Raw genomic sequence first — 14,464 nt, forward strand, 5'->3', positions numbered from 1 at the left:
CGGGTCAGGAGCCGGCGGTCTTCGCTGCCTCGTCCCACTTCTTGTTGAGCTCGGTGAAGTAGTCCTCGAGGCTGCCCTTCTGGGCTCCGCGGGCGATGTCGATCAGCTTCTGGCGGTAGTCGGGCTTGTTGAGCCCGATCTCTGCGGCGTTGTCGATGTCGTTCACCGCGCCGGTCTTGCTCTCCGAACGCTCCACGAAGGTGACATCGTTGTCAACGAATTCCTTCAGGGTGGCGGGCATCGGAGCCGCCTTCAGGGTGGGGACGGCTCCCTCCTTGGCGGAGTAGCCGGACTTCTCGGTGAACCAGTCGATCCAGGCCCGGGCCGCTTCCTTGTGGTCGGAGTGCGCGTTGATGGCCTGCTGGTAGTCGGAGACCAGGGTGGCGCACTGTCCGTTCTCCCGCTGCACGGGGACGGGCATGAAGGCGATGTCGTCGGGGTTCTTCCCCGCCTTCTTGGCGGCGTCCTTCATCTGGGTGATCGACCACGAGCCGAGCATCATGGTGCCGATCTCGCCCTTGGCGAGCTTGCTCTTCGAGGCTTCCCAGTTGGTGGTGCTGGGGTCCTTCTCGGAGAGTCCGTCCTTGACGATGTCGTACAGAAGGGAGTCGATCACCTGGAGCTCGCCGCCCGACTTCCACGGCGAGACCGGGCCGGCGAGCTTGTTGGTGGCCTCCTCGCTGCAGGTGACCGAGCCGACGTTGCTCGTCCACTGGACCAGCGGCCAGCCGTCCTTGAAGTTGGTGTAGTAGGGGGTGGCGCCGGTCTTCGACTTGATCGCCTTGAGGCCCGCGAGGAACTCCTCCGGCGAGTTCGGCCAGGCGGTGATGCCGGCCTTCTTCCAGAGGGCCTTGTTGTAGACGAAGCCGTTGGCGGTGCCGAACTGGGCGATGCCGTACGCCTTGCTGCCGACCGTCGTCTTGTCGGTGAAGCGGTACTTGTCCGCCATCTCGATCGACGCACCCAGCGGGGCGAAGAACTTGGGGTAGTCGTTCTTGGAGACCGCGGCCGGGATCATGAGGACGTCGCCGTAGTCCTCCGTGTTCATCCGGATCTTGACTTCGCCCTCGTAGTCGGTCAGGCCCTCGAACTTCACCTTGACCTTGGGGTAGATCTTGTTGAACTCCGCCGCGTAGGCGGCCATGGCCCCGTTCTGGACCAGGTCCGTCCGCTGGGTCAGGACCGTGATGGTGCCGGTTGCCTTGCTCGGGTCGGTGGGGGCCGCGGCCGTTTCGGTCGACGGCGCCCCTCCGCCGCTGCAGCCGGTGACGGTCAGTGTCGCGAGGGCCAGAAATGCACCTGCGAGCGTCTTGGTCTTCCCCATGTGCCCAACTCCTTCAGATGGCGGCTCAGGTCTGCGGTGGGATGTTGGCACTATGACAGGACGTGTGTGAACCGGTAAAGCTCTGATTTCTATGACGATGCCTAATCGTTACCAGGTGACGTATTGGTGCAGGTTGAGGGCTCGTGGCATGTTCGCTGCGTTACGGCTCCGTGACTAGACCGGTTTATAGACAGTGATCGATTGACGGGCTAAGTTGTGCGGCGTCATACAACTGCCAGCGCGCGTACCGGGCGATTGGAGCCGCACATGAAGGACGTCACCCCCCTCACCGAAGGCTGGAGCCTGCGTCACGGGCAGGACCGGCTGCCGGCCCAGGTCCCCGGCTGCGTCCACACCGATCTGGTCGCCGCCGGAGTCATCCCGGATCCGTTCCTCGAACTCAACGAGACCGAGGTCGCCTGGGTCGGCCGGCGCGCGTGGACCTATCTCACCGACGTCTCCCACGACAGCGGGCACGAGCGCACCGACCTCGTCTTCGAGGGCCTGGACACCGCCGCCCGGATCACCTTCGCCGGCCGGGAGATCGGGACGACCCGGAACATGCACCGCACCTATCGGTTCGACGTCACGGGGCTGACCGGCCCGCTGGAGGTGCATTTCTCCTCCGCCTACGACGAGGCCGAGGCGGTGCGCGCGGTCACAGGTGACCGGCCCAATGTGTATCCCGAGCCCTTCCAGTACATCCGCAAGATGGCCAGCAGCTTCGGCTGGGACTGGGGGCCGACCCTCGTCACCGCCGGAATCTGGCGGCCCGCACGGCTCGAACACTGGTCCACGGCGCGCCTCGCGTCCGTCCGCCCGCTGGTCACCGTCGACGAGGGCACGGGGAACGTCGAGGTCAGACTGCAGGTGGAGCGCACGGCCGGGGGAGCGGACGCCGCCCTGCTGGCGCGGGCGACGGTGGCCGGCCAAGCGGCGGAGACCCGCTTCGAGGGCGACGAGGCCGTGCTGCGCCTGACGGTCGACCGGCCCGAGCTCTGGTGGCCGCGCGGCTACGGTGACCAGCCCCTCTACGACCTCGACGTCACCCTCCTCGAGGAGGAGGGCGAGCTGGACACCTGGCACCGGCGCATCGGGTTCCGCACCGTCGAACTGGACCGCGGCGCCGACGCGCAGGGCTCCGGATTCACCCTCGTCGTCAATGGCGAGCGCGTGTTCGCCCGCGGCGTCAACTGGATCCCCGACGACGTGTTCCCCTCGCGCGTCACCCCGGAGCGCTACCGCACCCGGCTCGGCCAGGCGGTGGACGCCAACGTCGATCTCGTACGCATCTGGGGCGGCGGCATCTACGAGGACGAAGCGTTCTACGACGCCTGCGACGAGCTCGGGCTGATGGTCTGGCAGGACTTCCTCTTCGCCTGCGCGGCCTACCCGGAGGAGCAGCCCTTGCGGGGAGAGGTGGAAGCCGAGGCCAGGGACAACGTTGTCCGGCTCATGCCGCACGCCAGCCTGGTCCTCTGGAACGGCAACAACGAGAACCTCTGGGGATTCCGCGACTGGGACTGGGAGCCCGGCCTCGCCGGCGACTCCTGGGGCGAGGGCTACTACCTCGGCCTGCTGCCCCGCGTGGTCGCCGAACTCGACCCCACGCGTCACTACGCGGCGGGCAGCCCGTGGTCCGGATCATGGGACCACCACCCCAACGACCCCGACCACGGCACCTACCACTCCTGGGAGGTGTGGAACCGCCAGGACTACGCCGAGTACCGAGCGAACGTCCCCCGGTTCGTCGCCGAGTTCGGCTGGCAGGCCCCTCCCGCGATGGCCACACTCCGACGCGCCCTCCCGGGCGAGGACCTGGCCCCCGACTCCCCGGGCATGCTGCACCACCAGAAGGCCGAGGACGGCAACGGAAAGCTGAACCGCGGAGTCGCGCGCCACTTCACCCTGCCCGAAGGCGACTTCGACCGCTGGCACTACCTGACGCAGGTCGTCCAGGCCCGTGCCGTCGCCGCCGGCATCGAGCACTGGCGCTCCCACTGGCCGGTGTGCGCCGGCACCGTCGTCTGGCAGCTCAACGACTGCTGGCCGGTCACCTCCTGGGCCGCCGTCGACGGGGACGGCCGGCTCAAGCCGCTCCACCACGAGCTGCGCCGGGTCTACGCGGACCGGCTGCTGACCCTGCAACCCGGCGACGAGGGACCGGTTCTCGCCGTCGTCAACCAGTCCGCGACCCCCTGGCGGACCGAGGTGACGCTGCGCCGCGTCGAGGCCGGCGGGGCGACGGCCGGCCGGAGCACGCACGAGGTGACCGTCGCCGCGCGCTCCGTCACGCGGATCCCCGTCCCGTCCGGGCTGGCGCCGGCCGGACTCACCACGAAGGAGTTCCTCGTCGCCGACGCCGACGGCCTGCGGGCCACGTACTTCCCCGTCCCGGACAAGGAGTTCGCCTATGTACGCCCGGCGTTCGACGTCGCGGTGGAACCGGTCGCGGGCAACGGCGGTAAGGTCGACGTCGTGGTCAACGCGCACACCCTCGTCAGGGACCTTCTGCTCCAGGCCGACCGGCTCGGTCCCCAGGCCACGGCCGACCGCGGCCTCACCACACTGCTGGCCGGCGAGCAGGTCCGGATCCGGGTCGAAGGGTGCGGCCAGGTCACCGCGGACGACGTACGGGCCGCCCTGTTCTGCGCGGATACCGAGTGAACAGTCCGGCACGCATCACCATCAAGGACGTCGCGGCCCGGGCGGGCGTGTCCAAGGGAGCCGTCTCCCTCGCGTTCAATCACAAGCGGGGCGTCTCCGACACCACGCGTGAACGCATCTTCGAAGCCGCCCGGGACCTGGGCTGGGCGCCCAACCAGACGGCGCGCAGCCTCTCCAGCCAGCGCGTCGACATCATCGGCCTCGCCCTGTGCCGCCCGGCCCGCCTGCTGGGCCTGGAACCGTTCTACATGGACTTCATCTCCGGCATCGAAAGCGTGCTGGCCGAACGGTCCTGCTCGCTGCTCCTGCGTCTGGTGCGCGATGTCGACGAAGAGATCGACCTCTACAAGACGTGGTGGCGGAGCCAGACGATCGCCGGCGCGGTCCTGGTCGACTTCCAGGAGAACGACCCGCGGGTCCCGGCGCTGCAGGCCGTCGGACTGCCGGCGGTGGCCGTCGGGCATCCGTCGCTCACGGGTTCCTTCCCCGCGGTGTGGACGGACGACGCCACGGCGACGGCCGAGGCCGTCCGCTATCTGGCCGCCCTCGGGCACCGGCGGCTGGCGCGGGTCGGCGGTCCGGCCGGATTCGGTCACAGCGCGATCAGGACCGCGGCCTTCGCGGCGACCGTGCGCGAACTCGGGCTGGAGGAGGGGCGCCAGATAGCGACCGGCTTCGACGAGAGGGAAGGCGCGCGGGCCACCCGTTCCCTGCTCCTGTCGGCGGAACGGCCCACCGCCATCATCTACGACAACGACATCATGGCGGTCGCGGGCGCCGGAGTCGCCGCGGAGATGGGTTTCGTCGTACCGGACGACCTCTCCCTGCTCGCCTGGGACGACTCGCAGCTGTGCCGGATCACCCATCCCACGCTGTCGGCCATGAGCCACGACGTCCACCACTTCGGCGCGGAGGTCGCCCGGGCCCTGTTCTCGCTGATCGAGGGCACGCACACCGGGGCCCTCCAGGTCCCGACCCCGTCGCTCACGCCGAGAGGCTCCACCGCACCCGCGCCGCAGCAGTAGCCCGTTCGCCGGCCGGCCGAGGCCGTGCTCCCGCCCAGGGGGCACGGCCTCGCTCGTTGCGGACAAGGCGAGGGTGAACCGCGCGTGCGGCCGGGTTGCGGGAAGCGGCCGCCGCCCTTCTCTCCGCCCACCCGGCCGGCCGGGAGCCGGGACCCGCGGGTCTGCCGGGGTGCGGGCGGGGCGGTTGGACTTTCCCGCACGACTTGTTGGAGGTTCACCGCGAAGCCCCGCGAAGTCCTTCCCCCCGCCACCCGGCCAGATTAGTTTCCCGGCTGTACGACCGGACTCGGGAGGCTCAACTTGACCACGGACATTTCACGGCGACGGCTCTTCGCGCTCGGTGGCGGCGCGCTCGGCGTCGCGGCGGCGGGGTCGCTGCTGCCGCCTTCGCTGCAGGCCGCGATAGCCGCGCAGCCGGCCCATGCGGGGTCGGGAGGCCGTGACGGGCTCGGAGCCATCAAGCACGTGGTGATCCTGATGCAGGAGAACCGTTCCTTCGACCACTACTTCGGGATGCTCCGGGGCGTACGCGGCTTCAGCGACCGCAATGCCGTCGAGCTGCCCTCGGGCAAGCCGGTCTTCGAGCAGCCCGCACCGCTGGGCACCTCCGTGCTGCCGTTCCCGGTGCGCGGCGCCGCCGAGACGCAGAAGAAGGACCTCCAGTACATCGGTGCGCTCGACCACTCCTGGAACGGCGGCGCCAAGGCGTGGGCCGGAGGGTGGATGAACGGCTGGGTATCCGCGAAGACGGCCGCCACCATGGCGTACTACGACCGCCGTGACATCCCGCTGCACTACGAGCTGGCCGACACCTTCACGGTCTGCGACGCCTACCACTCCTCCATCCACTCCTCGACCAGCCCCAACCGCAACCACCTGTGGAGCGGGAAGACGGGTGACGAGCCGAACGGCAGGCGGGCCGTCGGCAACGACGCGTACGACGAGGGCACCCATCCGGGATACGACTGGGGCACCTACGCGGAGCGGCTGGAGAAGGCCGGGCGCAGCTGGCGTACGTACACCGAGTGGGAGAACTTCACCGACAACCAGATCGAGTTCTTCGCCACCTTCAAGGCCATCGCCCGCAAGGCGCTGGCGAAGACCGGCGGGCACACGTACATGGAGTCGTTCTACTCCGCCGTGCGGGACGCGGACGCGGTCGAGCGGGAGCGGCTGTCCGGTCTGCTGGAGGAAGGCGTCGCCACCCTGGACAGGGCCGAACGCCGGCTCTTCGAGCGGGCGTTGCGCCGGGTGGAGACCGGAACGCTGGCCGAGGAGTTCGCCAAGGACGTGGCGGCGGGCACCCTGCCGGAGGTCTCCTACCTGGTGCCCTCCGCCGTCGACTCGGAGCACCCCAGCGTCTCCTCGCCGATCCACAGCGCGACGATCGTCTACAAGGTCCTGGACGCGCTGGGCAAGCACCCCGACGTGTGGCGGCACACCGCCGTCCTCATCAACTACGACGAGAACGACGGCTTCTTCGACCACGTGCCGCCGCCGGTCGCCCCGCCCGAGGTGACCGAGGAGCAGTGGGAGGGCAAGCCCACCGGTCTCGGCATGAGGGTGCCGATGCTCATCGTGTCGCCGTGGACCATCGGAGGCTACGTCTGCTCCGAGGTATTCGACCACACCTCCGTGATCCGCTTCCTGGAGCGCTGGACCGGCGTGGAGGAACCGAACATCGGCGACTGGCGGCGCACCGTCACCGGCGACCTGACCTCGGCCTTCGACTTCTCGCGAGGGCGGCGCCGGCCCGAGGTGGAGCAGCCGGGGGCCATTCCGCCGTTCAGCGGCCGCTGGTCGCCGAGGCCGCCGCTCGTGCAGCACATGCCCGTACAGGAGCCGGGCGTGCGTCCGGCCCGTGCGCTGCCGTACCAGCCGGACGCCCAGGCGAAGGTGGTGGACGGCGCGGTGCAGGTGGTTCTCAGCAACACGGGCCGCTCATCGGCGCACTTCGCGCTGTATCCGTACGCGGGCGAGTTCCCCGGACCGCAGCACCGGGACGTGAAGGGCACGGCCCAGTGGACGGTGCCCGTCACCGGCCCGGCGTACCGGTTCACGGTCACGGGGCCGAACGGCTTCCGCCGCGAGTTCGCCGGGTCCGCGCAGGGCGGTGCGCCGGCCGAGGTGGCGACCCGGGTCGACGCCCGTGAGCGCGACCTGCATCTCACGCTGCGCAACACGGGGCGGACGACGCTCACCTTCACGGTGCGGCCGCGGGGATACGTCGACGAGGCGGACCTGCGCGACTGGGCCAGGACCGTCAAGGTCAAGCCGGGGCGCAGCCGCACGGTGGTGCACTCGGCGGCCGACGCGCACGGCTGGTACGACCTGGACATCACCGTCGACGGGGACGTCGCCTTCCGGCGCCGGCTGATGGGCCACATCGAGAACGGCCGGCCGAGCATCTCGGGCTGAACGACCCGGGCGATGGCGCGGCCTCCCCGCACGGGGCAGCCCTCGAAGCGGCGAGCCCCGGGGACTGCCCTGCCTGCGTCGTGACCGTGCGGGGGCTCCGGCACCCGAGGTTCGCGGCACCCGGAACCGGGCCGATCCAGGGACTCTCAGCCCCGTCGGAGGGACTTCCGGCGTGCAGACCGGGAAGCCCTCGGCGGAGCCGAAGCAGAAAAGTCCCGGTCAGAGGTGCCGTGGCCGGGGGCGGCATGCTGTCACGCCGCCCCCGGCCCTCCTCGCCGCCCCTTGTAATTGATCTTCATGGTGTCCATGTCCGTCGCCGTCGACCGCAGCTCGCCGTGGCCGTAACCGGCCTTCCTCAGCGCCGTCTCCGCGCGCTCCTCGGCGAGCGCGGCCGCCATCTCCTCGCCGTCCGCGGCGTCCGACACGACCACGTAACGGAAGCTGAAGTGCTTGAGCACACGGTCGTACGTCAGGGACCCCTCCTCGCTGAACTGCATCGCGCCCAGACCGTGTTGCTCCACCTCCGCGAGCAGCCGCCCGCGGGCCTCGTCCGTCAGCCCCTCCCAGGTGCCGCGCACGATCACTCGGTACGTGTGCTGCGTGCTCATCCCGACCCGCCGTTCCTGTCGCTTTCGTAAACCGTTCGACCGGCCACCCTACGGCGCGGAGGATGGAGCGTATGCGGAATATCGTGGTGCTCGACGCCCCCTCCAACCTGGGCCTCCGGCCGCCCGCACCCGGCACCGTACCCGGCTGCTACAAGCTCGCCGGCGCCCTGCGGGAACAGCGGATCGTGCAGAGGCTCGGCGCGTCCGAGGGCGGGGTCGTCGTGCCGCCCCGGTACGACCTCGGGGCCTGGCAGGAGGGCGACGGCGTCTTCAACGCCGCCGCGATCGCCCGGTACACCCGCACCCTCGCCGACCGCGTCGAGCGCCACGTACGCGCCGGCGACTTCCCGCTCGTCCTGGGCGGCGACTGCTCCATCCAGCTCGGCGCCTCACTCGCCCTGCGCCGGATCGGCCGGTACGGACTGGTGTCGGTCGACGGGTCCGCCGACTTCCGCCACGAGGGCAACAGCGACCGGATCGGCGCCGCGGCCGGCGAGGAACTGGCCATCGCCACCGGCCGGGGGCAGGACGACCTCGCCGGTCTGGAGGGACTGCGGCCCTACCTCAGGGACGAGGACGTGCGGGTCCTCGGCATCCGCGACTACGACGAGGACCGCGCGGAGCTCGCCGAGTTGAAGATTCCGGTGGCGACCGTCGGGGAGATCCGCGAGCAGGGCCCCGAAGAAGTGGCGGACGGGATCGTGCGGAGCCTGCGGAGCCCGGAGCTCGACGGCTACTGGGTCCACCTGGACGCCGATGTGCTCGACCCCTCCGTCATGCCCGCCGTCGACAGCCCCGACGACGGGGGGCTGCTTCCCGCCGAACTCGGCCCCCTGCTGCGGCCCCTGGTCCGCTCGCCCCGCTGTGCCGGCCTCAACGTCACGGTCTACGACCCCGATCTCGACCCGGACGGCACGGCGGCCGCGCTGCTCACCGGCCTGGTCGTCGCCGCCTTCGTCTGAGGCAGGCCGTCGGAACCGGACCGCCCCCGTGTGCCGGCCGGTCCAAGTCCGACGGCCGGTGCCCTGGTCCGGGCGGCGTCCAGCGTGTTCCATGGTCATCGGGGGGCGCCCGGACCTGCGGCGGCCCGCGCGAGGGAGTGAGGTTGCCTTGGCTACCACCGTACGACGTACCGTACTGACCCTGCCCGCGGCGGCGACGGGACCGGAGAATCCGCTGCCCGCCCTGCGGCCCCTCGACGAGATGCACGTCGTCGACGTCCGGGACCGGGCCGGACTGCCCCGCGACATGGCCCGCCAGATCAACCACGAACCGCTCGCCACCGTCCTTCCCGTCCGCATCCTCGACGGCTATGGACGCGAGCGCACCCCCACGGACCTCGACGCGATCGTCATCGAGAACGACCGGCTGAGGGCCACCGTGCTTCCCGGGCTCGGCGGGCGCGTCCACTCCCTGTTCCACAAGCCCACGGGCCGCGACCTCGTCTACACCAACCCCGTCCTCCAGCCGGCCGACTTCGCGCTCAACGGTGCCTGGTTCTCCGGAGGCATCGAGTGGAACATCGGCGCGACCGGGCACACCACCCTGTCCTGCGCCCCGGTGCATGCCGCCCGCGTCCCGGCCCCCGACGGCGGAGAGATGGTCCGGCTGTGGGAATGGGAGCGGCTGCGCGACCTGCCCTTCCAGGTCGATCTGTGGCTGCCCGAGGACTCCGACTTCCTGCATGTCGGCATACGGATACGCAACCCGCACGACCACCCCGCCCCCGTCTACTGGTGGTCCAACATCGCCGTCCCGGAAGGCGCACGCACCCGGGTGCTGGCGCCCGCCGACGAGGCCTGGCACTTCGGTTACGACCGGACGCTGACCCGGGTCCCGGTCCCCGAGAGCGGCGGAGTCGACCGGACGTATCCGCTGCGCGGCGACTTCCCCGCCGACTACTTCTACGAGGTGCCCGACGGAGCCCGCCGCTGGATCGCCTCCCTCGACGAGGACGGCCGGGGACTCGTCCAGACCTCCACCGACCTGCTGCGCGGCCGCAAGCTCTTCCTCTGGGGCAGCGGTCCGGGCGGCCGCCGCTGGCAGGAATGGCTCACCGAGCCGGGCACGCCCGGCTACGCCGAGATCCAGGCCGGCCTCGCCCGCACCCAGCTGGAACACGTACCGCTGGAGCCCGGCGGTGAATTCAGCTGGCTGGAGTCGTACGGGCCGCTGGCCGCGGACCCCGCGCTCGTGCACGGGGGCGACTGGGCTGCGGCCCGTGCCGAGACCGAGCAGCGGCTCGCCCGGGCGCTGCCGCGCGCCGGTGTGGACGCCGCCTACGAGGCGTGGAGGCGCTGCGCCGACACGGAGCCGGGCGAGATCCTCGCCACCGGCTCGGGCTGGGGCGCCCTCGAAGTACGGCGTGGCGGGTACGAACTGCCCGGCACCCCGTTCGCGGACTCCACGCTCGGTGAACAGCAGGCTCCCTGGCTCGCACTGCTGGAGCAGGGCTCCTTCCCCGAACCGCCCCACGCCGCTCCGCCCGGCCCCAGTCTCGTCTCGCCGCACTGGCGCGACATGCTGGAGACGGCCCCCGCCGAACCGATCACCGAGTACCACCTCGGTGTCGCCCAGTGGCATGCCGGCGACCGTGCGCAGGCGGTCCGCAGCTGGGAACGCGGGCTGGCTCTCGCCCCGTCCCGCTGGCCGCTGCTGCGCTGTCTCGCCGTCGCCGCACAGGAGAGCGGCCAGCGGGACCGGGCGGCCGGCCATTACGAGGAGGCGTTCGACGAGCTGTGCGCGGAGCGCCGCGACGACCCGCCCTGGACGGCGGCCATGGCGGCCCTCGGCCGGGAGGCGATCGAGGCCCTGCTCGCTGCGGGCCGCACCGCCGCCGCCCGCACGGTCTGGACCGGTCTGCTCCCGGACATCCGCCTCCGTGGCCGCTTCCGGCTGCTGGAGGCGCGCCTCCTGCTCGCGGAGGGCGACCGGGCGGCCGCCCGAGCCCTGTTCGACGAGGGCTTCGAGGTCGCCGATCTGCGCGAGGGCGCGGAGATCCTGGACGAGGTGTGGGCCGAACTCACCGCCATCACCGCGGAACCGCTGCCGGACGCGTACAACTACCGGATGCGGCCGGGGGGATGAAAACGGCGCGGGGCGTCACGCATCGGAAGCGGAGCGCACCGTGTGCCGGGGGGCGAGCGGGGCTCGGAGGCGGTCGGCCTCACCCTGGTCGTCTCGCCCCTGATCGTCTCGCCCCCGTCGTCTCGCCCCCGAGGGCCACGAACGCCGCGTGGGATCAGACGGGCCGGTTGCGGTCGACGTACTCGAAGACCGAGCCGTCCGGGTGCACGGCGATCAGGTTGCGGCCGGCCGGGGTGGGCACCGGACCCGCGATGACGCGTGCGCCCACCCGGGTCAGGGAGGCGTGGGCCTCGTCGACGTCCTTCACCGCGATCGTCGCCGTCACCCGCCGCAGGATCTCCAGCTCCGACTCGGGGCCGCTCATCAGCAGAAAGCAGCCGATGGCGGCGACGGACACCCCGCCGCGCTCGAAACGCAGCGCCGGACTCGCCGTGAGGCCCTCGTAGAAGGCCACCGCGGCCTCCAGGTCGTCGACGCAGATACGCAGCGTGGTTCCCAGGATTTCCATGCCGAACAGGGTAGTTGGCCGGTCAGTGGCGTGTGATCGATTCGGGGGAGGGGGGACGGCGCGGGGCCGGCGGTTGTGGCCGGCCCCCGGGTCCGCGGGTTCGTCGGCCCCCGGGCCCGCGGGTCCCCGGGTCCGCGGGTCCGCGGGTCAGGCCCGGCAGAGGATCTCGCCGTGCGGGACCATGAACCAGCCGTCGCCCTGTCCGCCCCAGGCGTGCCAGGCCTCGGCGATCGCGCCGAGCTCCTGCGGTGTCGCGTGGCCGCCGTCGACGGCCAGCTTCGCGTAGACCGAGCCGACGGTGCGGTCCGCCCACAGGCTGCTCCACCACTCCCGGCTCTCCGGGGTGGCGAAGCACCAGGAGGCGGCCGTCGGCGTGATGTCGGTGAAGCCCGCCTCGCGCGCCCAGGAGAGCAGCCGGCGGCCCGCGTCGGGCTCGCCGCCGTTGGCCCGCGCCACCCGGCCGTAGAGCTCCTGCCAGGCGTCCATGACCGGTGACTCGGGGAACCAGACCATCGCCGCGTAGTCGCTGTCGCGGGCCGCGACGATGCCACCGGGACGGCAGACCCGCCGCATCTCGCGCAGCGCCTGCACCGGGTCACCGACGTGCTGGAGGACCTGGTGGGCGTGGACCACGTCGAACGAGTCGTCGGGGAATTCCAGGGCGTGCACGTCGGCGAGGGCGAACTCGATGTTGTCCAGGCCCCGTTCGGACGCGGTGGCGGCCGCCTGGCCGAGGATCTCCTGAGTGGTGTCGACGGCCGTCACCCGGCCCGGGGCGACCAGCGCCGCCAGGTCGGCCGTGATGGTGCCGGGCCCGCATCCGACGTCCAGCACGCGCAGTCCCGGGCGGAGTTCGCCGATGAGGTAGGCCGCCGAATTGGCGGCGGTGCGCCAGCGGTGCGAGCGCAGCACCGACTCGTGGTGGCCGTGCGTGTAGACGGCGGTCTCCTTCGGCATGACCGTACATCCTCTCTCGGGCGCGTCCCGCGAAACGCGGGCCGCCAGTGGTGATCGGTGCCTCCACCGTAGGCCCTCACGCCGAATAATGAGATGGCCATCTTGCGATGTGGACAACATCTCCTTCGCTGCCGGGACATGCGAAAGGGCGGCCGAACTCGGCTTCGGCCGCCCCTGGTTCGCGCGTTCCGGCGGTCTCAGACCGGCCTCGGGCAGTAGACCGTCAATGCCTCCGGCAGCTTGTCGATCATCAAGTCACCCTGGCTGTGCGCCACTTCACCGTCGTACGCGTACGGGGTGCCGGGCTTCAGACCGGAGATGCGGATGCGGCGGCGCCGTTCCGCCGCGTGGATGGGGGAGCGGGTCAGGGGCCCTGCGACGGCGGCCGCCAGCAGCCTCAGGCCAGGGGTCCTCCCTCCGTGGATCACGCGCACGTCCAGCAGCCCGTCCGCGAGGTTGTGCCGTCGGCCGGGCGCCGGGCCGACCCGCTGGAAGAGTCCGTTGCCGACGAACAGCAGCCACAGGGGCCTTCTCCGGCCCTGCAGTTCCGCCTCCAGTGGACGCCGGCCGCGCAGCGCCTCGCAGGCCGCGAGGACACCGGCCGGCCAGCCGCCGATCCGTGGGGCCCAGCGCTCGCGCGTGCGCACCAGTTCCGGGTAGACGCCCAGGCTGAACGCGTTGAGGAAGTACCCGTGCGCGCCCCTGGGCCCCTCCGGCCCGGGCCGGAAGCGGCCGAGGTCGGCCCGGACCGCGCTTCCGTTGCCGAGGGCGGCGCAGACGTCCGCCACGGACTCGATGCCGAGGTCGTACGCGAAGTGGTTCAGCGTCCCGCCGGGGAACACGGCGAGCGGCATACCGTGCAGGGCGGCCACCGCCGCCGCCCGGTTGACGGTGCCGTCACCTCCGCACACCCCCAGCGCCCGGCCCCGGCCGGCCGCCTTCTCCAGCTCTGCCGGGAGCTCGGCCGGCGGGCACTCCACCACCTCCGCCTGCGGCAGGGCGTCCCGGACCAGCGTCGCCGTGGCCGTCGCCGTGCCCGACTCCTGGTTGACGACGACGACCAGACCCTCGCCGTCCGGCAGGGCGGGCGCGTCGGCCGGCGGCCTGCCCGGCGCGGGCAGCTGTCCCCGGGTCGGCACGACGCCGCGCAGGGCGAACGCCGCCCCTATGCCGAGGGCGGCGCCGGCCAGCACGTCGCTCGGGTAATGCACGCCGGTGTAGACCCGCGAGGCGGCCACCGAGAGGGCCAGGGGGGCGACGACGGCCCCCCAGCCCTTCGACTCGAGCGCCACGCCGGTGGCGAACGCGGCAGCCGAAGCGGCGTGCCCCGAAGGGAAGGACGTGGTGACCGGCTGCCGCTTCAGCCGCCGTATCACCGGCACGGCGTCCAGTACCGGCCGCTCCCGGCGGACCGCGCCCTTGCCGACCGTGTTGATCGCCGCAGAGGCGACCGCCAGCGACGCGATGCCGCGCAGCGCGGCCCGCCGGGCCCGGGCGCTGCCGCCGAAGGCGGCGATGCCCGCCGCGGCGCCGAACCACAGCAGCCCGTGGTTGGCGCTGCGGCTGAGGCGGGGCAGCACGGGACCGGCGGCGGGCCAGTGCCGCTCTGCCAGGTTCTGGAAGACGGCCACATCGCCCCGGTGCAGCAGGCTCCGCAGCCCGGCGGGTCTCGGCAGATGGGAAGGGATGCTCGGTGAGGACATGGAACTGCGCATACCCTGCCCGAACCCGCCGAACCGCACCGACACGCCGCGGGCGGCGCGTGGGTGCCGGAGCAGAGGGTTCGGTGGCCGTGACCCGCCCGTCCTCCTGTCTTTCATTCCGGCATACATCGGCACAAAAGCTCCGCCCGTGCCCCTGGGCCGGGTGC

General features: G+C 71.7%; 10 protein-coding genes. 5 read left to right on the forward strand and 5 right to left on the reverse strand.

All coding sequences use genetic code 11. The features are described from left to right. Positions 1–4: 4 nt before the first annotated feature. Positions 5–1,324, reverse strand: a complete 1,320-nt coding sequence (locus E6R60_RS02495) for an ABC transporter substrate-binding protein (protein ID WP_136324676.1) — start codon at positions 1,322–1,324, stop codon at positions 5–7. Positions 1,325–1,591: 267 nt separating this feature from the next. On the opposite strand from E6R60_RS02495, the gene E6R60_RS02500 reads away from it, so the two are divergent. The 3 genes from E6R60_RS02500 (at position 1,592) to E6R60_RS02510 (ending at position 7,434) form a co-directional block, all read left to right on the forward strand. Beyond that, positions 1,592–3,991 carry a glycoside hydrolase family 2 protein gene (locus tag E6R60_RS02500; protein WP_136324677.1) on the forward strand — a complete coding sequence of 800 codons (2,400 nt, stop codon included), beginning with the start codon at positions 1,592–1,594 and terminating at the stop codon, positions 3,989–3,991. Next, positions 3,988–5,016, forward strand: a complete 1,029-nt coding sequence (locus tag E6R60_RS02505; protein ID WP_136324678.1) for a LacI family DNA-binding transcriptional regulator — start codon at positions 3,988–3,990, stop codon at positions 5,014–5,016. The genes E6R60_RS02500 and E6R60_RS02505 overlap by 4 nt, the downstream gene beginning before the upstream one ends. 300 nt (positions 5,017–5,316) lie before the next feature. Further along, the gene (locus E6R60_RS02510) at positions 5,317–7,434 is read left to right on the forward strand and encodes a phospholipase C, phosphocholine-specific (protein ID WP_136324679.1); all 2,118 of its coding nucleotides are present in this window, start codon (positions 5,317–5,319) and stop codon (positions 7,432–7,434) included. 251 nt (positions 7,435–7,685) lie between these two features. Here the strand turns inward: E6R60_RS02510 and E6R60_RS02515 are convergent, their stop codons facing one another. After that, positions 7,686–8,042: a DUF6204 family protein gene (locus E6R60_RS02515; RefSeq protein ID WP_136324680.1), complete on the reverse strand. Its 357-nt coding sequence runs from the start codon at positions 8,040–8,042 to the stop codon at positions 7,686–7,688. Between the two features lie 71 nt (positions 8,043–8,113). On the opposite strand from E6R60_RS02515, the gene E6R60_RS02520 reads away from it, so the two are divergent. Together E6R60_RS02520 and E6R60_RS02525 are read left to right on the forward strand one after the other, a co-directional pair. After that, the gene (locus tag E6R60_RS02520; protein ID WP_136324681.1) at positions 8,114–9,004 is read left to right on the forward strand and encodes an arginase family protein; all 891 of its coding nucleotides are present in this window, start codon (positions 8,114–8,116) and stop codon (positions 9,002–9,004) included. Positions 9,005–9,152: 148 nt separating this feature from the next. Beyond that, positions 9,153–11,129, forward strand: coding sequence for a DUF5107 domain-containing protein (locus E6R60_RS02525; RefSeq protein WP_136324682.1), 1,977 nt, complete (start codon positions 9,153–9,155; stop codon positions 11,127–11,129). A 154-nt stretch (positions 11,130–11,283) separates the two neighbouring features. Here E6R60_RS02525 and E6R60_RS02530 read toward each other — a convergent pair whose 3' ends face one another. The 3 genes from E6R60_RS02530 to E6R60_RS02540 all read right to left on the reverse strand — a co-directional run bounded on the left by E6R60_RS02530 (position 11,284) and on the right by E6R60_RS02540 (position 14,297). Continuing rightward, the gene (locus E6R60_RS02530) at positions 11,284–11,637 is read right to left on the reverse strand and encodes a VOC family protein (protein ID WP_136324683.1); all 354 of its coding nucleotides are present in this window, start codon (positions 11,635–11,637) and stop codon (positions 11,284–11,286) included. A gap of 147 nt (positions 11,638–11,784) precedes the next feature. Then, positions 11,785–12,594: a methyltransferase domain-containing protein gene (locus E6R60_RS02535; protein WP_136324684.1), complete on the reverse strand. Its 810-nt coding sequence runs from the start codon at positions 12,592–12,594 to the stop codon at positions 11,785–11,787. A 197-nt stretch (positions 12,595–12,791) separates the two neighbouring features. Continuing rightward, positions 12,792–14,297 carry a bifunctional phosphatase PAP2/diacylglycerol kinase family protein gene (locus E6R60_RS02540; protein ID WP_136324685.1) on the reverse strand — a complete coding sequence of 502 codons (1,506 nt, stop codon included), beginning with the start codon at positions 14,295–14,297 and terminating at the stop codon, positions 12,792–12,794. Between the last annotated feature and the right edge of the window lie 167 nt (positions 14,298–14,464).

Source organism: Streptomyces sp. A0642 (genome assembly GCF_004795105.1).
Taxonomy (GTDB): Bacteria; Actinomycetota; Actinomycetes; order Streptomycetales; family Streptomycetaceae; genus Streptomyces.